Source organism: Leucobacter holotrichiae (assembly GCF_055791005.1).
In genome coordinates, this window is sequence record NZ_JBVUAC010000004.1 from 1 (window position 1) to 24,808 (window position 24,808).

Annotated in this window: 19 protein-coding genes; 11 read left to right on the plus strand and 8 right to left on the minus strand. The window is 69.7% G+C overall.

Going from position 1 to position 24,808, the window contains the following annotated elements; genetic code table 11:
- Nucleotides 1-662 precede the first annotated feature (662 nt).
- Both AC0KXF_RS06630 and AC0KXF_RS06635 read left to right on the plus strand, forming a co-directional pair.
- On the plus strand, nucleotides 663-1,724 hold the full coding sequence (locus AC0KXF_RS06630) for a hypothetical protein (protein WP_473108419.1): 1,062 nt from the start codon (nucleotides 663-665) through the stop codon (nucleotides 1,722-1,724).
- 223 nt (nucleotides 1,725-1,947) lie between these two features.
- Nucleotides 1,948-3,273 carry a replication-associated recombination protein A gene (locus AC0KXF_RS06635; RefSeq protein ID WP_473108420.1) on the plus strand — a complete coding sequence of 442 codons (1,326 nt, stop codon included), beginning with the start codon at nucleotides 1,948-1,950 and terminating at the stop codon, nucleotides 3,271-3,273.
- A gap of 19 nt (nucleotides 3,274-3,292) precedes the next feature.
- On the opposite strand, the gene AC0KXF_RS06640 is transcribed toward AC0KXF_RS06635, so the two are convergent.
- Nucleotides 3,293-3,949: a GntR family transcriptional regulator gene (locus AC0KXF_RS06640; RefSeq protein ID WP_473108421.1), complete on the minus strand. Its 657-nt coding sequence runs from the start codon at nucleotides 3,947-3,949 to the stop codon at nucleotides 3,293-3,295.
- 120 nt (nucleotides 3,950-4,069) lie between these two features.
- On the opposite strand from AC0KXF_RS06640, the gene AC0KXF_RS06645 reads away from it, so the two are divergent.
- The 5 genes from AC0KXF_RS06645 to AC0KXF_RS06665 all read left to right on the plus strand — a co-directional run bounded on the left by AC0KXF_RS06645 (nucleotide 4,070) and on the right by AC0KXF_RS06665 (nucleotide 7,039).
- Nucleotides 4,070-4,819 carry a DsbA family protein gene (locus tag AC0KXF_RS06645; RefSeq protein WP_473108422.1) on the plus strand — a complete coding sequence of 250 codons (750 nt, stop codon included), beginning with the start codon at nucleotides 4,070-4,072 and terminating at the stop codon, nucleotides 4,817-4,819.
- A gap of 9 nt (nucleotides 4,820-4,828) precedes the next feature.
- Entirely contained in the window at nucleotides 4,829-5,635 is an 807-nt protein-coding gene (locus tag AC0KXF_RS06650) for a cytochrome c biogenesis CcdA family protein (protein WP_473108423.1), read from the plus strand.
- 31 nt (nucleotides 5,636-5,666) lie between these two features.
- Nucleotides 5,667-6,173: a metallophosphoesterase family protein gene (locus AC0KXF_RS06655; RefSeq protein WP_473108424.1), complete on the plus strand. Its 507-nt coding sequence runs from the start codon at nucleotides 5,667-5,669 to the stop codon at nucleotides 6,171-6,173.
- Nucleotides 6,174-6,319: 146 nt separating this feature from the next.
- Nucleotides 6,320-6,595 (plus strand): hypothetical protein, encoded by a 276-nt coding sequence (locus AC0KXF_RS06660; RefSeq protein ID WP_473108425.1) that lies wholly within the window; start codon nucleotides 6,320-6,322, stop codon nucleotides 6,593-6,595.
- Between the two features lie 162 nt (nucleotides 6,596-6,757).
- On the plus strand, nucleotides 6,758-7,039 hold the full coding sequence (locus tag AC0KXF_RS06665; RefSeq protein ID WP_473108426.1) for a hypothetical protein: 282 nt from the start codon (nucleotides 6,758-6,760) through the stop codon (nucleotides 7,037-7,039).
- Between the two features lie 241 nt (nucleotides 7,040-7,280).
- On the opposite strand, the gene AC0KXF_RS06670 is transcribed toward AC0KXF_RS06665, so the two are convergent.
- Nucleotides 7,281-8,552 carry an MFS transporter gene (locus AC0KXF_RS06670; protein WP_473108427.1) on the minus strand — a complete coding sequence of 424 codons (1,272 nt, stop codon included), beginning with the start codon at nucleotides 8,550-8,552 and terminating at the stop codon, nucleotides 7,281-7,283.
- A 147-nt stretch (nucleotides 8,553-8,699) separates the two neighbouring features.
- Nucleotides 8,700-9,539, minus strand: coding sequence for an SDR family oxidoreductase (locus AC0KXF_RS06675; RefSeq protein WP_473108428.1), 840 nt, complete (start codon nucleotides 9,537-9,539; stop codon nucleotides 8,700-8,702).
- Between the two features lie 203 nt (nucleotides 9,540-9,742).
- Between AC0KXF_RS06675 and AC0KXF_RS06680 the strand changes: the two genes are divergently transcribed.
- Nucleotides 9,743-11,113: a hypothetical protein gene (locus tag AC0KXF_RS06680; RefSeq protein WP_473108429.1), complete on the plus strand. Its 1,371-nt coding sequence runs from the start codon at nucleotides 9,743-9,745 to the stop codon at nucleotides 11,111-11,113.
- A 206-nt stretch (nucleotides 11,114-11,319) separates the two neighbouring features.
- Here AC0KXF_RS06680 and AC0KXF_RS06685 read toward each other — a convergent pair whose 3' ends face one another.
- On the minus strand, nucleotides 11,320-13,476 hold the full coding sequence (locus AC0KXF_RS06685) for a DUF7507 domain-containing protein (RefSeq protein WP_473108430.1): 2,157 nt from the start codon (nucleotides 13,474-13,476) through the stop codon (nucleotides 11,320-11,322).
- Between the two features lie 413 nt (nucleotides 13,477-13,889).
- Here AC0KXF_RS06685 and AC0KXF_RS06690 point away from each other — a divergent pair, with 413 nt between their 5' ends.
- On the plus strand, nucleotides 13,890-14,546 hold the full coding sequence (locus AC0KXF_RS06690) for a hypothetical protein (protein WP_473108431.1): 657 nt from the start codon (nucleotides 13,890-13,892) through the stop codon (nucleotides 14,544-14,546).
- 55 nt (nucleotides 14,547-14,601) lie between these two features.
- On the opposite strand, the gene ptsP is transcribed toward AC0KXF_RS06690, so the two are convergent.
- The 3 genes from ptsP to dhaK form a co-directional block, all read right to left on the minus strand.
- Entirely contained in the window at nucleotides 14,602-17,175 is a 2,574-nt protein-coding gene (ptsP, locus tag AC0KXF_RS06695; protein WP_473108432.1) for a phosphoenolpyruvate--protein phosphotransferase, read from the minus strand.
- A gap of 222 nt (nucleotides 17,176-17,397) precedes the next feature.
- A complete protein-coding gene (gene dhaL / locus AC0KXF_RS06700; RefSeq protein WP_473108433.1) occupies nucleotides 17,398-18,027 on the minus strand; it encodes a dihydroxyacetone kinase subunit DhaL in 630 nt (209 codons plus the stop codon).
- A 118-nt stretch (nucleotides 18,028-18,145) separates the two neighbouring features.
- Entirely contained in the window at nucleotides 18,146-19,144 is a 999-nt protein-coding gene (dhaK, locus tag AC0KXF_RS06705; protein WP_473108434.1) for a dihydroxyacetone kinase subunit DhaK, read from the minus strand.
- Between the two features lie 255 nt (nucleotides 19,145-19,399).
- On the opposite strand from dhaK, the gene AC0KXF_RS06710 reads away from it, so the two are divergent.
- Nucleotides 19,400-21,034: an amidohydrolase gene (locus AC0KXF_RS06710; protein ID WP_473108435.1), complete on the plus strand. Its 1,635-nt coding sequence runs from the start codon at nucleotides 19,400-19,402 to the stop codon at nucleotides 21,032-21,034.
- A 14-nt stretch (nucleotides 21,035-21,048) separates the two neighbouring features.
- Here the strand turns inward: AC0KXF_RS06710 and AC0KXF_RS06715 are convergent, their stop codons facing one another.
- Nucleotides 21,049-23,607 carry a LuxR C-terminal-related transcriptional regulator gene (locus tag AC0KXF_RS06715; protein WP_473108436.1) on the minus strand — a complete coding sequence of 853 codons (2,559 nt, stop codon included), beginning with the start codon at nucleotides 23,605-23,607 and terminating at the stop codon, nucleotides 21,049-21,051.
- 287 nt (nucleotides 23,608-23,894) lie between these two features.
- Between AC0KXF_RS06715 and AC0KXF_RS06720 the strand changes: the two genes are divergently transcribed.
- Complete coding sequence (locus AC0KXF_RS06720; RefSeq protein ID WP_223042769.1) at nucleotides 23,895-24,797, plus strand: ABC transporter substrate-binding protein; 903 nt, start codon at nucleotides 23,895-23,897, stop codon at nucleotides 24,795-24,797.
- Nucleotides 24,798-24,808: the final 11 nt, after the last annotated feature.

Below are 24,808 nucleotides of genomic sequence, written 5' to 3' on the forward strand. Positions count from 1 at the left end.
GATACCGTTCTCGAGCTCAGCGCCTGACCCCATCACCACGAAGGACCAACCGTTACACCACCACCCGGGACTTGACCCACGGGGAGCTCGATATGCGTACCCCGATCGAGGTCGAGCAGGCCTACTATGCTGAGGCCGAGGAACTTCTGTCACCGACAGGTTGACAGGAAAACCGGTCGGAACTCAAACCAGGCCAATTCATATAGCTCCAGGTGAGGCCCCAGTGGAAAAGTTCTGGTCTAAACCTGGAATTTGACACCGGACGCCCTTCCAGGGCCCTTAAAACGTATGGGCCCTGAGATTTCATGATTGGGCCCACGAAGGGTGTTTCACGAAATGTGAGGCCCCGAGTTCACGAAATACAGAAGCGGGTCGGATTTCTACGGAGATCCGGCCCGCTTCGTCGTCTGCGGCGGTGCTGCGGGGTTCGGGGGCTGCGGGTTCCCGGTTCCGGGAAGCGGCGGGATCCCGGCTCGGGATCGCCCTCTCCGTGCACCTCACCACGGCGCACCTCCGCGCACCGATCGGCGCTGCAGCACCTCTTTCCGCGCTATCGGGGTGCTTGAAGCTCGATCGGTGCATCAGGTCGATAGGCCGACCTCCCCGAACGGTCTACGGTGGGAGGTGCGCCATGAAATCTACTGACCGGGGGATCGAAGCAGATGCGTACCACTGCCGTTTCACGTGCGAAGGCTCGGACCGCCGCGATCGCGGTTCCCGCTCTCCTGCTGCTGGGCATCGGGTTGACCGCCTGCGGTGATGCGCCGGGAGCAGAGCCGACACCGACTGCGAAGCCGACGGAACAGGCAGAGCAGGCAGCCGCCGCCACGGAGGTCATCGAGCTCGCCCCGTTCACCGAGGACGGAGAGCTCGCCGAGGGCTGGAGCCTCGACGAGTCGGCGCTCACCGGCGGTGGATCCGTCTCCGCAGAGTTCTGCGATACCTCCGAGCACGGCGCGGGTGAGAACACGGTCTCCTGCGGACCGACCGCCGACGCGACCTCCGCCTGCTGGCTCACCGAGCGTTCGACACAGATCGCCTGCCTGGACGAAGCCGCACCGGAGGAGCAGACGCTCCGGCTGATCCCGTTGAGCGGCCCGGCGCCGACCGGGACCGCGGCGGCCGAGGAGCCGATCCCGCTGTGGCTCGAACTCGAAGACGGGTCGGTGTTCGTCTCGGTGAACGGCGGTGCGTTCTCACCCCCGGAGGGCTACCTGGTGGCGTACACGCGCGTGTCCGGCCCCGGGGACGATTTCGAGGAGGTCGTCGTGCCCGACGACGACTCCGCACCCGTGATTGACAAGAGCGAGGATCAGTGGAGCGTCACCGTCGGCGTCGACGGCGAAGAGGGCGTGGAGACCCGCCAGGTGGAGCGCGCCTGGCTGCTCGCCGGCCGCACCGCCCCTGAGCCGGACGCGAGCGGCGTCGAGATCGTGAACGGCGACTGGTGCGATGCGCCGCAGAGCCAGAACGGCGACGGCTGCCTCACCATCGCGCTGCCGAACTACACGATCCACGCCACCGGGCAGACCTGGCCCTTCGTGCACGTCACCGACCCGAATCCTGACGGCACGATCGGTCTCGACGTGGAGGGGGCACCGTTCGGGATCTACTACCCGGCCGGGGTCCCGATCCCCGCCGAGATGCTGATGGGCACCGCCGACATGCCCGACCAGGAGCGCATCTACAGCGGCCAGAGCGGCACGATGCTGATCCGCGGCTGAACCCGTCGGAACGGCCGGTGATGACCATGAGGGGCTCACCTTGCGCGGTATCGGGCCGCTCCCGTGGCGGTTCTCCGCTCCATCCCAGCTGTTCACCGAGATCCACCGGAGGCTCGCCCCGTGACGAAGTGTTCCGGGCGATCGGTCCTGCTCATCCCGGTTCCGAAGCCGCGGATCGTCTGCCTAAGCTGGCGGGGTAGGAGCCGGGGAGAGGGGTGCGCCGATGAGTCAGGATCAGCTTTCGCTGTTCGAGGCGGACGACTCTGCGCGTCCGCTCGCGGATCGGCTGCGGCCGGGCACCTTGGATGAGGTCGTCGGGCAGGAGCACCTGCTCGGCGAGGAGGGGCCGATCGGGCGTATGGTCGCCGAGCAGCGGCTCGTATCGATGATCCTGTGGGGGCCGCCCGGGTGCGGGAAGACCACGATCGCCAGACTCCTCGCCGAGCGCACGAACCTCGTCTTCGAGTCCGTGTCTGCGACGTTCTCCGGCGTTGCCGACCTGCGCAAGGTGTTCGGCGCGGCCCAGAAGCGACGCGAGATCGGGCAGGGCACGCTGCTGTTCGTCGACGAGATCCACCGCTTCAACCGCGCTCAGCAGGATTCATTCCTGCCGTATGTCGAGGACGGCACGATCGTGCTGGTCGGGGCGACGACCGAGAACCCGAGCTTCGAACTCAACGGGGCGCTGCTCTCACGCTGCCAGGTGTTCGTGCTCAGGCGGCTCGACGATGACGCTCTCGGCACGCTCATCGATCGGGCGGAGCGCGCGATAGGGCGGCCTCTGCCGCTCGAGGCGGAAGCACGGCACGCGCTGATGGCGATGGCCGACGGTGACGGACGTTACTTGCTCAACCTCGTCGAGCAGTTGCAGACGGTGCACGAAACGCTCGACGTAGCGGGCCTCGCTCGGCTGGTGCAGCAGCGCGCCCCGCTCTACGACAAGTCGCAGGAGGGGCACTACAATCTCATCTCGGCGCTGCACAAGTCGATGCGGGGCTCGGATCCCGATGCCGCTCTGTACTGGCTGGCGCGCATGCTCGATGGCGGCGAGGATCCCCTTTACATCGTCCGTCGCCTTGTCAGGTTCGCGAACGAGGACATCGCCATCGCGGATCCCCAGGCCGTGCACCAGGCGCTCGCTGCGTGGGACGTGTATGAGCGTCTCGGTTCGCCCGAAGGGGAGCTCGCGATCGCGCAAGCCGTCGTCTATCTCGCGACCGCACCGAAGTCGATCAGCGTGTACCGGGGCTTCAACGCGGCGCGGAAGCTCGCGAAGCGGACCGGATCCCTCATGCCCCCGCCGCACATCTTGAACGCTCCCACGAAGCTCATGAAGAACCTCGGCTACGGGAAGGGCTACCAGTACGATCCCGACACCGAGGACGGCTTCTCCGGCGCCGATTACTTCCCCGAAAGCATGGAGCGCGAATGCCTCTACCGCCCGACGGGCAACGGCTACGAGCAGTGGGTCGGCGAGCAGGTCGCCGAGTGGGATCGGCTGCGGAGACGGAAGCGGGATCGGCGCGCAGGCGCCGAGGGCGGAGAATGACGAACCCGAGCTCCGTCGATCAGGGCACGGGCGCGAGCGGCGCCACCCGCTCGGTGTGCACGTCGTTGATGTGCCTTCGCAGCGTCTCGGCGAACCGCGCGGGGTCGGCGGCCTGCAGGGCATCGACGAGTTCCCGGTGCTCATCGAGGATGAGCTGGCACTGCTCGAGCAGCTTCGGGCCCAGCTTGAACAGCATGTAGCGCTGTCGGTCGGCGAGCCGGTCGCTGAGTTCGAGCAGCACCTGGTTGCCGCAGACCTCCACGAACGAGCGGTGGAACGCCGTGGTCAGGTCGACGAAGCCGCGCACGTCTCGCGCCTCGAGCGCGGTCTGCTGCTCGGTGATCTGCTGGGCGAGCTTCTCGGCGAGGGCCTCGATCTGGGAGCTGTCCGCCCGCTGCACCGCGGCTGATTCCAGGATGTAGCGGGTGTCGGAGAGGTCAGAGATGGCGCGATCGCTGAGCCCCTTCACGAGAGCGCCGCGCTTCGGGTAGATCGTGATCCACTGCTCGTCCTGAAGCCTGACCAGCGCCGAGCGGATGGGAGTGCGGCTCATCGAGAGCTCCGCGGCGAGGCCGGACTCGCCGAGCATCTCCCCGGTCTCGTAGCGCCCCTCGATGATTCCGTCGCGGATGTGCTCGTAGGCGCGGATGGCGGCGGATCCCTGTTCTTGCATCATGCTGCGGGCACCTCGTTCGGTCGGGGCGGGCGTGGGTACAACTAGTATCCATGTTGGATCGGCTAAAGATTGCTGAGCGATTGCCCATCAACTGTGGGATTCCGCTTGTATCCTAGATGGATGGCTGCTCCATCCTCCTCGACTGTCTCCCTGCAGAAGTACCGTCGCTTGAGGGTCGCCACCCTTCTGCTCCTGGCGGTGTCCGTGTTCCTGGGCATCGCTCTGTTCGCCCAGTCGACCGAGCAGGGCCCGGGGGCGTCGGGCGCGCCCGCCGAGACCTCGGCGCCGTCAGCGGAGCAGAGCGGGCCGGACGAGGCGAGCTACGTGCGCGCCGATCCTGAGGATCCGATGGCGCTCGGCGACCCGGATGCGCCGGTCGTGCTCAGCGAGTGGACGGATATGCGCTGCCCCTTCTGCGCCGTGTTCAATCGGGATACGCTGCCGGCGATCGTCGAGGAGTACGTCGACTCCGGGAAGGTGCGCATCGAGATCAACGACGTCGCCTACTTCGGCGACGAGTCGGCCGATGCCGCGATCGCCGCCCGCGCCGCCGGCAACCAGGGCGGGTACGCCGAGTATCTGGAGGTGCTCTACGCGGCCGCACCGGAGGAGGGCCACCCGGACATGCCGCGTGAGAAGCTGATCGGCTTCGCGAAGACGGCGGGGATCGCGGATCTCGCGCAGTTCGAGAGGGATCTCGACGATCCCGAGCTGCGGCGGGCCGTCGAGGCGAGCACGGCGCAGGCGCAGCAGCTGGGGGTCAGCGGAGTGCCGTTCTTCGTCGCCGATGGGCAGGCCTTGTCAGGAGCACAGCCGGTCGAGGCCTTCCGCGAGTTCCTCGACGGGGCGCTCGCCGACGCGCAGAAGTAGCGAGACCTCGTGAACATCGGTCTGCTCGGTGCGCTGCTCGGCGGCGTGCTCACGCTGCTGAGTCCCTGCTCGGTGATGCTGCTGCCGGCGTTCTTCTCGTACGCGTTCACCACGCCTCGGCAGGTCGTCTCACGTACCGGCGTCTTCTATCTCGGCCTCATCACAACGCTGGTGCCGCTCGGCATGCTCGCGGGCACCCTCGGCGCGTTCATCAACGCGCACCGCTTCGTGTTCGTCACGGTCGCCTCGATCGTGGTGATCGTGCTCGGCGCGATCATGCTGCTGAACCTGCCGTTCCTCCGCCTGCGCGGTGCTTCCGGGCTCGACGGCACCTCCGGATTGTCGGTGTACGCGCTCGGCACGGTCTACGGGCTCGCCGGCGTCTGCGCGGGGCCGCTGCTCGGCGCCGTGCTCACCTACGCGGCGATGGGCGGTAACGCGGTCTACGGCGGCCTCGTGCTGCTGGTCTTCGCCGCGGGGATGGCGCTGCCACTGCTGATCCTCGCGCTGCTCTGGGGCAGGATCCCGGCGGTGAAGAAGCTGGTGCGGCCGCGGGAGATCAGGATCGGGCCGTGGCGCAACACCTGGACGGGGGTGATCGGCGGTGCGCTGACCATCGCGATCGGCGTCTTCCTGCTGGTCACCAGAGGCACGACCTCGCTCGGCGGGGTGCTCGGCGCCACCGACCAGGCGCGACTCGAGGCATCGGTGCTCGGGGCGACGGGGAGTGTCTCGGACCTGTGGGTGCTGCTCGGGGCTGTGGTCGTCAGCGGGGCGGCATTGATACTCGTCCGCTTCGGCAAGCGGCGCGCGTAGCGATCGGCGCGGGATCCGGTTCAATGGATATATGCCCGTATCTCTCGTCCTGCTCGCGGATACCCACCTGCCGAAGCGCGCGAAGGCGTTGCCCGACCCCGTGTGGGATGCGGTCGAGGCAGCCGACGTCGTCATCCATGCGGGCGACTGGGTGGACGAGGCGACCCTCGACGCGCTCGAGCAGCGCTCGCGCCGACTGATCGCCGTCTTCGGCAACAATGACGGTCCTGGGCTGCGGGCGCGACTGCCCGAGATCGCGACCGCGGAGATCGAGGGGATCCGCCTCGCCGTCGTGCACGAGACCGGTGCCGCGCAGGGGCGCGAGAAGCGCATGGATGAGCGGTTCGCGGAGTTCGACGTGCTCGTGTTCGGGCACAGCCACATCCCGTGGGACACGACGACGCCGAGCGGGCTGCGGCTGCTCAACCCGGGCTCCCCGACTGATCGGCGCCGGCAGCCGGTCTGCACCTTCATGACCGCCATTGCGGATGCGGGAGCGCTCCGAGACGTCGAACTCGTGCCGGTCGTGCGCACCTGAGGGCCGTATCAGACGGGTTTGCGCGAGTTATCCACAGATTCTCGGAATCCGTCTCCCGGCCCCGCCGCCCTGCCTACACTGAGTGCATCGCATCGCATCGCATCGCATCCGATCGCATCGCGCCGATCGCCGAGAGGGGTTCCATCGTGGTCGCAGTCATCACCACCATCGTCAGCGCTGCCACGCTGCTCGGAGCGCTCGCGGCGGGGTTCGGGTGGATGATCACGCACTTCGACCGGCGACTCGATCGGGTGGAGACGGGGCTCGGGGATCGGATCGATCGAATGGGTGAGCGACTGTCGTCGCGGCTTGACCGGGTGGGTAAGCGCGTCGGCGGTGTTGCAGGTGAGGTGACCGATCTGAAGGTCGCCGTCGCCCGCTTGGAGGGCCCCTCGCGGCCGCCTCTGCAACTGACGCGCTAGCCGCATCCCTGAAGAGGCTCGCGGGGGCGATACAGGATTCGTACCTCGAGCGGTTCGCGCACTGCCACGGCTGCGGCCCCGCCAATCCGCACGGCATGCGGTTCAGGAGCTATCTCGAGGGCGATGAGGCCATGCTCAGGTTCACACCTCCGCCGGAGTACAGTGCCCAGGCATGTCTACGGCGGGCTGCTCGTCTCGTTGCTGGATTGCCACGGGGCGGCGGCGGCCTCCGGCTTCGCGCATCGCGCGCGGAGGCGCGAAGTGGGCGACGGGGGCGAACCGCTGCGCTTCGTCACGGGCACTCTCACGGTGGTGTACCGGCGGCCGACGCCGATGGGCGTCGAACTGCCCGCTCTGGGCCAGCATCAGAACTCCGGTGATTCGCACGAGGCCGGTAAGCATCAGCCTTCAGCCCCCGTTTCCCGTGAATCGCCGGAGTCATGACAACGAACCTCATGCAGGGCCACACCGGTGGGAATCACGTGTGGGTTCGTGTGTTCCTGTCGGTCCCGCCGATGTAGACCTCTCGCACCGTTGTAGACCTCTCGCACCGTGCGAGAGGTCTACAACGGTGCCGAAGGTCTACAGTGGCGCAGACTTACAGCGACGAGCGGGATCTGATGGCAGCGCAGCCGGCCGCTCGGCATCCGGAACCGAGCCTGCTCCTGTGCTTCTCAATGAGTTCTTATGCTTCGAAGCGGCGGATGATAAACAGGATCAGCGGGACGAGTACGACCATCGCGAGGATCGAGAGCGTCGCGAAGCTGCTGACCGCGAGCAGCGGACCGGCCGCGAAGGCAGCGACCGCGCCGCACAGGTTCGCGAGCGCGTCCACACCACCCTGCGACGAGGCTCGTACCTCCGCCGAGACGGTCGACGCGAACAGGGCGGATCCGGCGACGTTGACGAACGACCACCCGATCCCGAGCAGGATCAGCGAGGCGATGATCCAGCCGGTCTCGTCGGCCCAGACGGCGCCGAATACCAGCGACAGCAGGAAGACCCCGATGCCGGCCCAGATCGAGAAGCGGTGCCCATAGCGGTCGGTGATCCAGCCGACGACGGGGGCGAGTGCGTACATGCCGAGGATGTGCAGGCTGATCGTGATGCCGACGAGGTTCACCGTGCCGCCCTGATGCACCATGTGCACGGGTGTCATCGTCATGATCGAGACCATGACGATCTGCGCGGTGAGGATCGCGATGACGGCGATCCGCGCCGGCCGGTTCGTGCGGATCTCTGCGAAGATCGGCGCGAAACGGCCGCCCTTGCGCTTCGCGACAGGGCCTTGAGCGTCGCCGTTCGCCTCGTTGAACAGGAGCAGGGGATCGGGGCGCAGGATCAGGAATACGACGAGCCCGGCGAGAGCGAGGCAAATACCCGCGATGAGGAAGGCGCTCGCGTACACGGTCAGTCCGGTCGCATCCCCGATGATGGCGCCCGGCGCTCCCAGATTCGGGCCCAGCACGGATCCGATGGTGCCCACCCAGACGATGAGGGCGAGAGATCGGGCCTTGCGCCTCGGCTCGGCGAGATCGGTGGCGGCGAAGCGCGATTGCAGGCTGACGGCTGATCCCGAGCCGATGAGCAGCAGGCCGATGAACAGGGGCACCACCAGATCCCACTGCGCCGCGGGGACGAGGACCACCGCGCCCGCGGCGGCGATCCACCAGCCGGTGGCGAGCGCGAATCGGCGGCCTCTGCGCGCGGCCAGGTTGCCGAGCGGCAGGCCGAGCAGGGCGGCGCCGAGGGTGCTCGCGGTGCGGGCGAGGCCGGCCCAGGCCTCGTTCTGCGTGACCTCACCCGCCAGCAGCACGCCGATCGAGGGGGCCACGCCGACGCCGACCGTGCCGACGATCTGGGAGATCACGAGCACGATCATCGTGCGCCGCTGCACGCGGGCGAGGCGGGCGTCGTGGTCGGTGGCCCGAGGGGGAGTGGCGGTGGAGGGTTCCATGAGTGCTTTCTCTGCGCCGGTGCAGCGCATGTGGAATCGAACGTCATCAAGGGGCGAGAAGCCGCGAGACCCATCTAGGATACAAGAAGAATCCCAGGGGAGAAGAGCGCTGAATGCCGTGCGCGACGCGGTGCCGCCCCCGCCCGCTCAGCGGGGCTTCGGCACCAGCATCTCTGTCAGCTGCGGGTCGTCGTCGCCCCAGGGCGCGATCCCCAGGCGTCGGGCCGCTTCCGGGGGAGCGCCGTGCAGGGCCTCGTATGCGGCGAGCGACTCGGGGCTGTCGTGCGTCACTCGGAGATACTTGCCCGACCAGCCGTCGAGCTCGCCGCGGTGGATCGCGAGCACCAGCTCGGTCGTGCGCTCGACCGGGGTGAACTCGGTGCGGTTCGCGTGCAGCTGCATCGACGTGCTCATCGCGGTCTTCACCGTGCCGGGCGAAACCGCGAAGCTGCGGAGACCGAGTGCGAAGCCGGCCTCGTGCAGGTGGCCGACGTTGCGGATCATGGCGGCCTTGCTCGAGGTGTAGGCCGAGGCCTTCGCCCAGTCCCGGGCGCCGGCGCCGGAGACCAGTTCGACCACCCGGCCTCCGCCCTGCTCGAGCATCAGAGGGATGGTCGCCCGGGAAACATGGAACGAGCCGATGAGGTTCGTCTCGATCACCTCTCGCCACTCGTGCGCGTCGGCCTGCCACAGCGGCACCTCGGTGTCGATGCGCCCGGCGTTGTTCACGAGCAGGCTGATCGGTGCGTTCAGCTCGGCGGTCAGCTCCGCGACCGCCGCCTGCACGGCCGCATCATCGGTCACGTCGACCGAGCGATGCGCCGCGCGGCCTCCTGCCTCGACGATCTCATCCGCGACCCGTGCGAGGCCCTCACCGCCTCGGGCGATCAACCCGACCGCGACGCCGCTCGCAGCGAGTGTTCGCGCGATCGCCTCGCCGATTCCACGGGACGCACCGGTGATGATTGCCGCAGTCGTTCGGGTCATGCTGCCAGCCTAGCGACGGTGCTGGTGGGGTGAGGAGTGCCCGGATGCTGATGTCCGCGCGGTGTCGACGGTGTCGCCGACCCCGCACGGAACCGGCTGAATCGGGATAGTGTTCTCTCACGGTCTGTCTCCACATGCCTCGCCCGTGGCGGGGAATGCCCGAGAGCGGCCGCCTGACGAGCGCGATCCTGCCAGGAGGTGCGATGCCTGAGCGGCACGAGCGTCGGCGACGCCGGCACCGCATTCGTGCCGCGCTCGCCGCAGCGATGTGCGCGCTCGTGTTGCTCACCGGGTGCATGACGGGCGACGGCGTTGCGAGCGCGTTCAGGCAGGAGTTCTCGGCCGATCCTGCGATCGAGAGCCTCGACCTCTCCAGCGCCGACAACATGCCGTTCACCGGTGGCGTCGGCGGCACGGTGATCCTGCGCGACGGGGCGAGCGACGAGCAAGTGCGCGACGTCTCAGGGCGCATCGTCGAGTTCGCCGCAGGAGAGGCCGACCGCCGCGGGGAGGCGCGGGTCCGTATCGATATCGAGGTCGGTGAATGGCGGATCCCGGTGCTCACCGAGACTGAGACGAACGAGGCGGTCCTCGATCTCGCGCTCGCGCAGCGAGCCGATGCCGCATCGGTCTCGGGGGACATCGGATCGCAGGATCACCGCAGTGACGTCACCCACGTCGCGCTGCACGCGGTGGACGCGCCGAGCGCCTTCGCCCTCTTCGGGGAGACCGCGGGCCGCTTCTCGGAGAGGGGGCTGGAGCCCGCCATCACGGTCGCAGCCGAGTCGGCGTCGGAGGGGTCGGTGGAACTGTCGGGTCGGCCGGGTCCGTGGCTGGAGCGGGCGCAACACGCGTACGACGGGCTGCGAGCGGAGGTCGCTCTGACGTCGTTCCGCGCGGAGCAGGACGCGTTCACCGTCACGGTCGGCAGCGAGCGGGACGCCCCGGAGGCGGCATCGATCGCGCGCGCTGCGCTCGGGGTGCCGGGCATCGAGGTGTTTGTGGAAAGCAACATCGTCACGCTCTTCCCGGGTGCGACCGGCGACACCGTCAGGTCGATCCTCGCCGACATGGGCGACGAGCGCATGGAGACCATCGATACCGTGTGGACCGACGACCGCACGGCGGCCTTCCACCTGAAATCGGTGGTCGATGCCGAGGAACTCGCGGGGGTGCTGGCCGAGGATCCGCGCGCCGCGATGCTCGAGACGATCACAGTGTCGAGCGGTCGGCCCGATGAGCCGACGCTCGAACTGGAGGAGACGCCCTCGCGCCTGGCCGACTCGATGCGTCCGATGGCGGATCTGCTCGCCCGGGACGGAGTGGAGGCCGTGCGCCGGTCAGCCGGATACTCGATCGAACTCGTGGTGGCCGACGATGTCGCCGATGACGATCTCGGGGCGTACGCGCCGGGTGTGAAGGATCTCGCGGAGCCCGGTGAACGGCTCTGCGTCGAACAGGGCGATGGTGCCTTCTGTCTGGTCGCAGCGCCGAGGATCGACGCTGACGACGCCGGGCCTCGAGCCGCGAAGCAGGGAAGGGCCTTCATCGAGAGCTGGAACAGCGCCCCCTGAGCGCGGCGGAGCGACGAGACGTGTGAGAACTCGTGCGCGCCACTGCGTGGCGAGGGGGAGGCGGCCCGGATCGGCGTTGCGGGACGGCCCCGCCCCGGGGCCCCGCGAACGCCGATCCGGTCGGCCGAATCGCTCAACCGGTTTGCTCAGAGGATCCGCTCAGCCGCGAATGCTCGCTCAGCAGCCGTGCGAGCATTCGCGGCTGCTCACCGCTCGGCTCCTTCGACCCCGGCCGCGGCGCGCTTCCGCTTCCAAGCCATGAACGCGAGCAGTCCCCCGGCTGCGCCGAGAAGCGACGCCGCGGTACCGGCGAGGGGCAGCAGCCCCTCTCCGCCGGTCATCGCGAGCGGAGTCTCGTGCTGTTCCCGCTGCTTCGAGCCCTCCTTCGGAGCATCCTCCTGCGAAGTCTCCCTCGGTTGTTCCGCGGCGGGCTCAGGGGTCGGCGCGGTCTTCTCGGTCACCTCACCGGGAACTGGATCGATCCCCGGTACTTGCAGGGTGGCGATGTTGTGCACCTCGCCGGCCTTCTCATCGGCCTCGGTGATGATGTGCTCGAAGTCGCCGATGCATGAGACCTGTTCTCCTGCCGGAAGCGGTTCGGCGAGGCACTCCTGCCCCTCGAGTCCGAGGAGCTCGTCGGCGAGCATGATGGACTCCTCGGTCGTGTTGCCGGTGTTCTTCGCGGTGATGCCGTAGACGATCGTGTCGCCGGCGTTGCCGCGCGCGCCGTCCTGGTTGGTGTCCTGCACCTCGGCGACGGTCTTGATCGTCTCGAGGCCGGGCTTCACCACCGGCACCGAGGCGTCGGCAGCGCACACCGAGCCCGTCGTGTCGCCGGCGAAGCAGGTGTTCACGCCCGTGTTGGTGGCCTCGTTCCTCAGGAGCTCCGCGCTCTTCTCCGTGACCCTCACCTCCACCGTGCGGGTGGAGGTCTCGCCGCCGGCGAGGTCGACCGCGGGCCACACGATCCGGCGTCCGTCCGCCCGTGCCAGGTCGGAGACCGACACCACCTCCACGCCGTCGGGCAGAATGTCGGTCGTCACGACGCCGATCGCCGCCCGCGAGGCCTCCTCATTCGTCGTCACGATCTCATAGCTGGCCGTGTCGCCGGCCATGAGGCGTGACGTGTCCGAGGTCACCTCCTTGGTGATGCTCGTACGCGCGGGGCGGAGCACTCCGTCGGCGGCCCCGTCGAGCTTCGCCGACCGGATCGTCGACCGATACACGCTGTCGCGATTCGCATCGGTGTTCTCGGGGAGGTTGTTGAAGGTGTCCACGGGCGTATCGCCCATCGCTTCCACCTTGTGGGCGAAGTGATACTGAGCAGACGGCTTGCCCACGACGTAGCCGGCGGAGAGACGAACGCCGACGGCGCCCTCGGGCACTTGCACCCCGGCAGGGAGCGTGAGCACGACGCGCTTGCTGCTCACCCGCTTCGCGACCGCGGTGCCGGTCACGCCCGGGGCAGCGGTGCTCATGAGGAGGCCTGCGGAGTCGATGAAGCGGTAGCTCCACCGATAGTCGGCGTTCACCACGGCATCGCGCTCACGCGATTCGACCGTGAACTTCACGGTCCCCGGGTCGAGCGGTCCCTTGGCCCTGCCCTGCGGGGAATACTGCACCATCGCGGTCACGCTGATCTCATTGCCCGAGGCGATTCCGGTGCTCAGCAGCATCCCGGTCGCGTTGGGGAGCTGCTGCTGCATCGTGTGCGAGCTTCCCGGGCCGAGCAGCTGCCCGTTCGGGGCGATGAGGTTCAGCACCTGCGAGTTTACGGCTTCGAAGAGGTGTTCGCCGCGCACGGTCACGGTGAACGTGCCCGTCACGTCCTGCAGACGGTCCACACCGTCCGCGAGCGAGACCGTCAAGCGCGAGGCGGTCGCCGACGCGGTGGCGATCAGCGTGCCGTCTGGTGTGCGGATCTCGAGATCCTTGAAGCTGCGGAACGCGAACCCGTTGTCGAGGCCGAGCTCGATCGTCTCTCCCGCTCTTGCGGCCGCCGGAACCCTCAGCGCGCCGCCGACGATGATGACGCCCTCGGTGACGTGCAGTTCGCCGTCCGGGGTGAGGTTCTGCTCGGATGCGGTGATATCGGTGAAGATCCGCGCGAAATCTCTCACTACGGGTGCCGCTTCGGGTGCCGCTTCGGGTGTCGCTGCGGGTGCGGATTCGAGCGCTGGTTCGGGCACCGCTGAGGGCGCCGTGGGAGGGGCGGTAATCGATGGGTGGGGCGCTGCCGGAGCGTCCGCGACGGCGTGCGCGGTCGTGGGGGCGAGCCACATGACCGCGAGCACTGAGAGCGTGCCCGCAGCGGCCTGCCGCCCGAACGCTCTGCGTTTCATCTGCTGGTCGAAGGTATTCATGAAGAGGGTCATCCCTTGGTCGTTGATCGGCCCGGCGATCGCCGGTCACCCCATCCTGAGGGGGTGGAAGACCCGAGAATCGGCGAAACAGTAGATCAGTGGATAAGTCGCGCGGGTGCATGAAAAGCCCGTGATTGTGAGCGAAGTTCGAGGAGACAAGCCCTCCACCGCGTCCGCAACATCGAGTCGGCCTGAAAATGTCGAGACGGCCCACGATTCGCGTGAATTGCAGGCTGCCTCGACAGGAAGGGGCCGTCTCGGCGGGAAGGGGCGGCCTCGGCAGGAAGGGGCTGCCTCGGCGGGAAGGGGCTGCCTCGCCAGAAAGGGACTGTCTCGACCGCGACCGGCGCCCCTACCGCCCCCCGCAACCGGCGCCCCTACCGCGGAGACAGCCACCGGCGTACGGTGGAGGTATGGTCGCGAAGCCGAGATCGGGACTCGCCGCCGTGATCCTCGGGGCCTCACTGGCCCTCGGGATCCCGCTGGTGCTGATGGGCTGCGCCGCTCCCGCTGAGGGGCCGACCGAGGATCCCGCCCCCACAGGCTCCATCGAGTCGACGGAACCGTCTGAGAGCACGCCGCCGAAGACGACAGCACCGCAGCCCGACCCCACCGAGCCCCCGGTCGCGATCCCGGGCTGCGAGGACCTGGCCCCCCTCGAGACGGTCCGCGAGCAGTTTCCGGGCGCGCCCGATATCGAGACGTTCCACGACTCGCAGGAGATCCAGGACAAGGCGAGGGAGCTCGCCTTCGGTCCCGCTGCCATCGCAGCGCTCGACGGGGCCGAGCAGATGCGGCACTGCGCATGGGGCATCCCCGCGAGCGACGGCATCAGCCGACTGTACGTCGCCGAGCTGACCGCCGACGCGCGCGATGCCCTGATCGCGGAGCTCGACAGCTCGGTGTTCGTGCGGTCGGAGGAGGAGGGCTGGATCCGCTACTCCGACTTCTCCGAGGGAGGGGTCGCCCCGATGCACCGCAGCTACTTCTTCAAGGATCGCATCTGGATCGCCGAGATATCGAGTGCTCCCGAGCCCACGCTCGCTCGCGAGGCGCTACGGCACTTCTGACGGAGCCTCTCCCGCGGCGCCTCTCCTGCAGCCCACCCTCCGGCCGTACCTCCGCTCAGCGCAGGATCGCGCTCGCCGCAGCCCTCGCCACCACGGTGTCGCGGGCCGCGATGACCGCCGACGCGGCCTCGCGGCACTGCTCGAGGGTCACCGTCCTCAGCTGCGCGGCGACAGCGGGGATCGCACGCGCCGACATCGACAGGCTCGTCGCGCCGGCGCCGACGAGCACGGCCGCGAGCAGAGGGTCGGCCGCTGCCTCGCCGCACACGCCCACGCCGCCGCCGACCGCGGCCCCCGCGGCTCCGGCCCGCGCAATGAGCTCGATCACAGCCGGCTGCCACGGGTCGCCCAGCGCTGCGAGCGAGCCCAGCAGCCGGTCCGCGGCCATCGTGTACTGGGTGAGATCATTGGTGCCGAGGCTCACGAAGTCGATCACCTCGAAGAGGCGGTCGGCGAGCAGCGCGGCCGAGGGGGTCTCGATCATCACGCCGACGCGCTCGAGGCCTCGGGCGCGCGCCCGCTCGGCGAAGTCCTCCGCTTCCGCGACGGTGGCCACCATGGGCGCCATCACCGCGACCTCGGCTCGCTCCTGCTCGGCGGCGGCAGCGATCGCTTCGAGCTGGCGATCGAGCAGCTCGGGCACGACCCACGAGGTGCGCAGGCCCCGTACTCCGAGCGCGGGGTTCTCCTCCTCGCCGGTCGGCACGAACGCGAGCGGTTTGTCGGAGCCGGCATCGAGCGTGCGCACCACGACCCGCTTGCCGGGGAAGGCCGCGAACACGCCGCGGTAGGCCGCGATCTGCTCATCCACGCTCGGCTCCTCGGTGCGGCCCAGGAAGCAGAACTCGGTGCGGAAGAGGCCCACGCCCTCCGCGTTCGCCCGGGCGCCCTCCTCGGCGTCGGCGGCCTTGCCGACGTTCGCGAGCAGGGGCACGCGGTGGCCGTCGGAGGTGCGGCCCTCCCCGTCGAACGGAGCGATCTCGGCGCGCTCGGCAAGGGAGGCGGTGAGCTCGGGCGAGGGATCCCACACGAGTTCTCCCGTCGAACCGTCGACGAGCAGGGTGTCGCCCTGCGGGTCGCTCCAGGCGTCGCGGGCCGCGACGACGGCGGGGATGCCGTGCCCGCGCGCGAGGATCGCGGTGTGCGAGGTGGGGCCACCCTCCTCGGTGACGAGCGCGAGGCAGAGCTCGGGATCGAGCACCGCCGTGTCCGCGGGGGCGAGATCGTGGGCGACGAGCACGTAGGGATCGTCGGTGTCGGGGAGTCCCGGCTGCTGCTGGCCGGTGAGCGCGGCCACGATGCGGGCGCGCACGTCGGAGATGTCGGCGGCGCGCTCGGCCGTGCGCCCCCCGGCGGCGCGGAGGGCCTCGGCGGCGGCGCTGAAGGCGTCCCAGACGGCTCGTGCGGCCGGGGATCCGGATCGGATCCGCTCGCGGGCCGCCTCCCTGAGATCCTCGTCCGTGGCGATCGCGGCCCCCGCCTCGAGGATCGCGCGCCCCTCCTCGCCCGCGCGCTCGGCGCGCTTCCGCAGTGCGGCTGCGACGGCGTCGGCGGACTCCGCGACTCGCGCGGCTTCGTGCTGCCGGTCCGCGGCGGCGGTCGCCGGGCCCTCGGGCGGCTCGGCCACCGGACCGGGCATGAGCACCACGCGCCCCGCGACGCGGCCGGCGCTCACGCCGATCGGCGCTCCGCCGGGGGCTGTCCCGCCTGCGGTGCGGTGTGCAGCGCGGCCGTCGGTGCGGCCTGCAGGGCGCGGGGGAGCGGCAGTGGCGGGGGCATCGGAGGCGGCGGGAGGTGCGGGATCGGGCGTTGCCGCATCGACTGATCCGGGATCGCCTGTTCCGGCACCACCAGGGGCGGGATCCGTCGGCTCGCCGAACCCGTCGGCGAAGAGGGCGGTGAGCTCGTCGAGCAGCGCCCGCGCGTCGGCGCCCTCGGCGGTGAGCCGCAGGGTCTCGCCCTGGCTGACGCCGAGCGCGAGAAGCGCGGTAGGCCCGCTCACGCGCACCGGATCCGATCCCGGTCGGGCGACCCGCAGCAGCGCGTCGCGGCCCGCGAGTGCACCGATCACGAGCGCCGCGGGGCGCGCGTGCAGGCCGTCGCGGTTCAGCACCTCGACCTCCGCCTCGACCCTCTTCTCCTCGGCGCCTGCGAGGGTCCCCGTTGCGCCCCCGCTATCGGCCGGGGCGTGTCCGGAACCCGGATCCGCGTCCTCCTCGACCAGGTGCGAGCTCTTCGCCGCGAGCGCGCCCCGTGCCTCGGCCTCGACGGCATCGAGCGACGCCCCCGAGGCCGCGGTCACGACCGCCGCCAGCAGCCCTTCCACGATCGGCGCGCTCGTGAGGCGCACGGGGGCCTCACCGACGTCGGCGAACTCGAGCGCCATCTCGGCGCTGAGCACGGCCGATCCGAGGTCCATGAGCACGAGCACGCCCCCGCCCTCGGCAGCGGCCTCGCCGATCGCCTCGGCCACGCGCATCGCATCGGTGCCGGTGCCGCCGTCGGCGGTGCCGGCCGCGAGCACGACCCGCGGAGGATCCGACGGGGTCATCTCGAGCGCCAGCGCGACCGCTGCCTCCGCGAGCGGCGCGCTGTGCGAGACGACGACGATTCCGACGCGATTCGTCATGCTGGACCTCCGATGGGTGTTCCGATGGTGGCCGAGATACGGATCTCGCACGCGGATAACTGCGACGGCCTGCGAAATTCGTATCTCGGAGATGGATGACGCGCGGGCAACCCGGCGCGGGGTGGAAGCGCGGGCAAGCCGGCGCGGGATGGAAGCGCGGGCAACGAGGCGCGGGTGACGGCGAGGTGGCGAGGCAGGTACCGCAGATCGCCGACGGGCCGCTCAGGCCGCCGCGGCCAGAGCCTCGAAGAGCAGCGCGGTCGACGCGCTGCCCGGGTCGATGTGCCCTGCCGACCGGTCGCCGAGGTAGCTCGCCCTGCCCTTGCGCGCGACGAGCGGCTCGGTGGCGTCGCGTCCCTCGGCGGCCGCCGCGCTCGCCGCCTTCAGCGCGTCTGCGAGCGATCCGGATCCCGCCGCCGCGTCGTAGGCGTCGAGCGCGGGGAGCAGGGCGTCGATCATGGTCTTGTCGCCAGGCTCGGCCTTGCCGCGCTGCAGGATTCCCTCGTAGCCCGCCCGCAGCGCCGCGCCCAGGCCCGCGGCGTCCAGCTCCGTGACGGCGCCGGCTTTCGCTCCCATGCGCAGGAAGAAGGTGCCGTAGAGGGGTCCGCTCGCGCCGCCGACCGACGAGACGAGCGTCATGCCCGTCGTCTTGAGCAGGGCGTCGACGGTGGCCGCGGGATCCTGCCCGATCTTCTCGACCACGGCACCCATGCCGCGAGCCATATTGGCGCCGTGATCGGCGTCGCCGATCGCGGAGTCGAGTTCGGTGAGATACTCGCGCTGCTCGGCGGCCCGCTCGGCGAAGCCGGTGAGCCAGCGGGTGAGGGCGTCGATGGTGATGGTGTCGGTCATGATGCCTTTCGGTGGTGCGAGCGGTCGGAGAACGGAGTGTCGGGGCGCGGATCGCGAATGGCGGCCGCGACCTGGATCAGGATCCGGTCCCGTGTCGAGACGCGGCCCGCGGCCGGCTCTACGCCAGCCAGCGCAGCCCGGGCGTGCGCACCGGCGCATCCCAGAGGCGCAGGATCTCGTCGTCGGCCGAGAGCAGCGTGACCGAGCAGCCGGCCATGTCGAGAGAGGTGATGTAGTCGCCCACGAGGGTGCGGGCCACGGTCACGCCGGCACGGTCGAGCAGCTCGGCCACCTCGCCGTACATGAGGTGCAGCTCGCTGAGCGGGGTGCCGCCCATGCCGTTGAGCATCACGATGACGGGCTCGCCGGTGAAGTCGCGGTCGGCGAGGATCGGCTCGACCAGCTGCGCCGCGATCTCGGACGCGGGGGCGAGCGGCACGCGCTTGCGCCCGGGCTCGCCGTGGATGCCGACGCCCATCTCGATCTCGTTCTCGGGGAGGTCGAAGGTCGGCTTGCCCGCCGCGGGTACGGTGCAACTGGTGAGCGCCATGCCCATCGACCGCCCCCGCTCGTTGAGTTTCTCGGCGAGAGCGGTGACCGCTGCGAGATCCTGCCCCTCCTCGGCCGCCGCCCCCACGATCTTCTCCATGAGCACGGTCAGCCCTACGCCGCGGCGACCGGCGGTGTACAGCGAATCCTGCACCGCGACGTCGTCGGCGACGATCACCGTCGCGACCTCCACCCCGGTCTCGGCAGCGGCGATCTCCGCGGCCATCTCGAAGTTCATCACGTCGCCCGTGTAGTTCTTCACGATGTGCAGCACTCCCGCGCCGCGGTCCGCGCCCTTCGTCGCCGCGACCACCTGGTCGGGAGTGGGGGAGGTGAACATCTCGCCCGCGCAGGCCGCATCGAGCATGCCGAGGCCCACGAAGCCGCCGTGCAGGGGCTCGTGGCCCGATCCGCCGCCCGAGAGCAGTGCGACCTTGCCCTGCTCCTTCGGCTCGCTGCGATAGATCACGCGGTTCTCGTGGTCGACGGCGAGTTCCGGGTGAGCCCGGTCCAGGCCCCTGAGCGCGTCGGCGAGCACATCCGCCGGATCATTGATGAGCTTCTTCATGACTGCGACCTCCACGTCGGGTTCGAGCTGATCGCGGCGGATGCTGCGAGCGTCCGTGAACGTCTCGCGCGCGGGGTTCCGTCGACACTGCCGATACTCGTGGATACGGCGGGGCCTGTCAATGGCGGGGCCGGCCGGGGCTCCCGACGCGAGCCGGGTGAAATCGGGCGCGAAGCCGCCGGTTCGGCTTCCGCGAGGTGCCGCGACCCGATACAAATGTCGAAGGGCCGTGCGGCCTGACGAGAGGACACGAACATGGCCGGATCCGGCGCTCTGCACATCACCGGGCGCTTCGTGCGCACCGACCTCGCCTGCATCGCGGAGGAGCCGGGAGCCGCGGCCGATCCCGCATCCGCCCCCGAGGCCATGCTCGTCGAGAACGGCCGCATCACGGCGGTCGGATCGCGCGACGAGGTTCCCGCGCCCGTCGGCGCCCGTCGTATCGACCTCGGCGAGGGGTGGGCGGTCCCGGGCCTCATCGAGCCCCATGGTCACCCCTCCGAGGCCGCCCAGCTGCTCGGCGACGGCGTGATCGACATCAGGCCCGTCACGCTCGGCAGCGCCGATGCGGTGTGGAGCAGCATCAGGGCTGCGCTCGCCGCCGGCCCCGCGCGGGTGCTCGCCAACGGCTGGGATCCGCTGCTGCAGCGCGGCCTCACCCCGCCCGATCGTGCAGAACTCGACGCGGTCGCGGGCGACACCCCGCTCGTCATCGTGCACAACTCGCTGCACTCCGCCTACTTCAACACGGCCGCGGCGCGCGAGGCGGGCATCGACCGCGGCACTCCCGACCCGGCGGGTGCTTCGTTCGGTCGCGACGCGGCGGGCGAACTGAGTGGCGTCGCCTACGAGGCCGCTGCGGTGATGAGGATCGCCGGCCCGGTCATGGCCGCCGCCCGGGCGCGGCTTCCGCAGCGCATGGCCGAGCACCTCGCCGACGTGCGTCGGCGAGGCATCACCACCGTCGCAGACCTCACCTGGACCTCCGAGCTCGGCCCGCTCTACGCCGGGCTGCGCGAGGCCGGCAGCCTGCCCGTGCGGGTGCGCGGCTACGAGATGTCGCGCCCCGGTGCGACCGCGACCGCCCCGCTCGAGAACGGCGACGCCTGGGTGCGGCAGACCGGCATCAAGGTGTGGAGCGACGGATCGCCGTGGGTGGGCAACATCGCCACCTCCTTCCCGTACCTCGACAACCCCGTCACCCGCGGCATCGGACTCGAGCCCGGCCACATCGGGCGGGCGAACTACACGACCGAGCAGCTCATCGAGATCGGATCGCAGTACGCGGGCGACGGGTGGCAGCTCGCGTGCCACTCGCACGGCGATGTCGCCATCGACAGTACGCTCGACGCCTACGAGGAACTGATCCGTCGGCTCGAACTGCGCGACCACCGCTTCCGCGTGGAGCACTGCGGGCTCATGACCCCGGCCCAGTTCCGCCGCGCGGCCTCGCTCGGCGTGACGGTCAGCCTCTTCGTCGACCACATCACCTATTGGGGCGACGTGCTGGTCGACGACCTGTTCGGGGAACGCGGATCGGCCTGGGCCGACGCGGGGGCGGCTTTCGCGGCGGGGCACCGCGCCACCTTCCACAACGACGGCACGGTGACGCCGTACGAGCCGCTGCGCAACATGGCCGTGGCGGAGACCCGCATCTCGCGCACGGGCAGACGCCTCGGCGGGGGCACGGGCGTGACCCGCCTCGACGCCCTGCGCGCCCACACCTCGAACGCCGCCTGGCAGCTGCGCAGCGAGCACGAGATCGGCGCGCTCGCGCCCGGGCTGCGCGCCGACTTCGCGGTGCTCGACGTGGATCCGCGCACGGCCGATCCAGAAGCGCTCGCCGAAGCCCGAGTGCTCGCGACAGCGGTCGACGGCCATCTGGGGTAGCGGCCGTCGGATCGCTAGAGCAGGCCGATCTGCCGCGCCCGTCCCAGCGCGTCGGCGCGGGACGACACCCGCAGCTTGCGGTAGATGCTGCGCGTCTGCGACTTGATCGTGTTCACGGAGACGTGGAGGGCATTCGCGATCTCCTCGTTCGACGCCTGGGTCGCCAATTCGAGGAGCACCAGCGTCTCCCGCTTGGAGAGCTTCTCGAAGGTTTCCGCCTCGGTCTCGAACGGCGTGCCGACGGGCTCGATCCAGATCTCCTCGGGCACGAGTGTGCGCAGCACCCGCAGATCCACCGCGGGCACCCACGAGAGCGGCAGCCGGTTGCGGGTGCGATCGAGGGTGTACAAGGCTTGCTCCACGAGCGTGCCCGCGTACCCGGCCTCGCCGAGCCTGGCGTGCGCCGCAGCGCTCAGCAGCAGGTGCTGAGCCTGATGCGAGGGGAAGAGATCGTGGGTGCGGATCCTGTCGAGCAGCGCGGCGGCCTCCTGCGGCTGCGCCGAGAGCAGCGCGAGTCGAGCCCGCGCGAGCAGGGTGACGGGAGCCTCGCCGCGATGGGTCAGCACGGTGCGGGCGCGCGGCAGATCCCCGGCCGCCATCAGCAGATCGGCGTGCAGCGTGCGCAGCTCCTCGGCCCAGCCCGAGCTCAGTGGGAACGAGCTCAGGGAATCGCGGGTCGCCTCCAGCTCTTCGAGACCCCGCGCGGCCTCGCCGCTGAGCAGCCTCACGACCCCTCGCGTCCAGGTGATCGTGGACCACTGCTCGAACTCCTCGAGCCGCTTCGCGACCGGCTGCAGAGTCTCGAGCGCCGTGCCGCCGTCTCCGCGGTTCAGAGCGGTGAGCGCGCTCGAGAGATGCCATCCGACGGCGTAGAGCGACCCCTCCCAGCACTTCCAAGGTGATGTGCAGACCATCGCGATCTCGCGCTCGGCGCCCACCATGTCGCCGGTGTAGGCGCGGGTGAACGAGAGTATCGAGTGCGTGTGGAACGGGCGGCCGGGGTGCGGATCCCCCTCCATCCCCTGAGCGAGTTCGAGCACGCGTGGGATCCGGTGGGCGAGCAGCGCCGTGATCACCAGCTGCAGGGTGCCGGCGTAGAGCCAGGGCTCGGCCGAGAGGTCCTTCGCCCTCGCGACGAGCCGTACGAATTCCTCGCCGGCGCGTGCGGCCTCGTCGTAGTTGCGGCTCACCCGCATGCCACCGAATCTGGCCAGCGCTGCGAACAGCTCTTCGGCGCTGCCCGCGGGGATCGGCCGTCGTGAGAGTTCGGTGAGGCCGATGCGCAGGAGCTGCCGGATGTGCTGAGTGGGAACGATCGCGCTCTCGCTGAGCGCGATCGAGAGGGCTAGCGGCAGTTCGCCGTTGCGCTGGAGACGCTCGGTGGGAAGCGGGTTCAGCAGCGCGATGAGCTCTGCCGAGCGGAACTGGCTGAGCTCGGAGAAGTAGCGCGCGAAGTGGGGGAAGACCAGGCCGTCCATTTCCCCTTCGATGAGCATCCCGAGCGTCTCGATGGGGTCTGCGAGGTCGCGCAGATGCTCGTAGGCGATGCGGCGCACCTCGGTGACGCGTTCGGCACCCAGCTCCTGCACCGCCCGTTGCCTGAGGGCCGAGATGATGAGGGCGTGCATGAGGAAGACGGGCCGGCCGCGGCGGATCGCGACGCGTCCGAGCCCCCGATCCTCCAGGGCCTCGACTAGCCTCCAACCCTGGTCAGTGGGGTCTAACCGGCGTGCGAGGGGCTCGTCGATCTCGGGGCACAGGGAGATGGCGAGTGCAAGCGCTTCCTTCGCAGGGTCGTCGAAGCGCGGCGTGAAATCGGTGAGCACCGATGCGATGCCGCGCTCGACCTCGTCGAGCTCGGGCCTGCGGGAGCCGTCAGCCGAGAGCCCCTCCATCACCGAGAGCGAGAGCCGCACGGCGAGGGAGTGGCCGCGGGTCATGCGCTCGAGCACCGTGAGTTCGCCCTTCGTGGCCGGATACGGCAGGGCGGAGGCGAGCTGCGCGAGTTCGTCGCTCGTGAACGCGAGCTCTGCGGAATCGATGACGGTGGTGTCGATGGCGGTCGAGGTCAGCGGCGCCTCGAACCGTGTGCGGTGTCTGGTCGAGGCGATGATGCGCAGCGGTGACGCGATGCGCATGAGGGAGACGAGCTGATCCTGCAGCGCATCCTCGGCCAGGTGGAGATCATCGAGCACGAGCACCACCTGGGATTCGGTGCGCAGCACCGTCGAGGCCAGTACGGCGGGAGCGTCATCGGGGGAGATGAAGCCGCTGAGGTAGCCGTCGAAGATGCGCTGAAACACCTCCGGGGCCGCGGCTCTGAGTGCTGCGAAGGTGCGCAGCCAGAAGCCGCGGGCGTCGATGATGCCCTCGTCGAGCGTCACCCAGGCGACCGCGGTATCGCGGTGCTCTCGAGCCCATCGCGCGATGAGCGCCGTCTTGCCCGCGCCTCCCTCGGCGTGCACCACCACGACGCGGCCGCCGTTCTCGATCTGCGAGAGCAGTCGCTCCCGTCGCAGTTGACCCGGGACATCGACCGGTACTGCAGCATCGGGTCGGGGGTCGCCAAGCACAGCGTGATTCCCTTTCGCGCCAGGGTATCTGAGGCGAAGCGCCCCCGCGCTTCGACCTCTGGACACCGCTCACTTCCTGTCGGCTCCCCCGATAGACAGCTTAACCCGAATGTTACATCAGTGTTTTATCGTCGGGTCCCGCGGAAAGACGCGGCGGAGATGAGCGCTCCAGCCCGGCTCTGGAGCCGCCTAGAGACCCTGTGATCCGCTCGATACATCGGGGCAGTACACTCGGATCGAGTTCGAACGCCGGGCACCCCTCGGCCATCCGTCATTTGGAGGAATCGATGAAGATTCGCTATGCAGTTCCCGCCATCGCCGCGGCTGCTCTGCTCACGCTCACGGGCTGCGTCAACAACGCCGAGTCTGAGGGCGGTGGTCAAGGCGGGGGAAGTACCTCGGCCCCGGCAGACATCGCCCCCGACCAGGCGGCCGTCGATCTGCTGCCCGACGAGCTCAAGGACTCGGGCGTGTTGCGCATCGGCACCGACGCCGAGTACCCGCCGAACGAGTACAAGGACGCCGACGGCAACCCCACCGGATGGGGCGTCGAGCTCGCGGAGGCCGTCTCGGCCAAGCTCGGCCTCGATCCCGAGTGGGAGATCCTCGGCTTCGACAGCATCATCCCGCGTATCCAGGAGGGGGCCCTCGACATGGGCTCGTCGTCCTTCACCGACACCCTCGAGCGTCAGAAGTCCGTCGACTTCGTCAACTTCCTGAACGCGGGCACGCAGTGGGCGGCGCCCGTCGGGTCGGACGTGAACCCCGATGACGCCTGCGGGTTGACGATCGCGGTGCAGGCCACGACCGTGCAGGACACCGAGGAGCTGCCGGCGAAGTCGAAGGCCTGCACGGACGCGGGCAAGGACGCGATCGAGATCCTGCGCTTCGACGGCCAGCCCGAGGCGACGCAGGCCGTGGTCGACGGCCGCGCCGACGCCTTCTCGGCCGACCTGCCGGTGACCGGCGACGCGGTGGCCAAGCTCTCGGATCAGCTCGAGACCGTCGGCGACGTCTTCGACGCGGCGCCATACGGCTTCGCGACGCAGAAGGACAGCGACACCACGAAGGCCGTGCAGGCCGCGCTGCAGTCGCTCATCGACGACGGCACGTACCTCGAGATCCTGACCGACGCGGGCATCGAAGCGGGCGCGCTGACCGAGGCCACGATCAACGCCGGCTCCGCCTGATCCTCGTCATG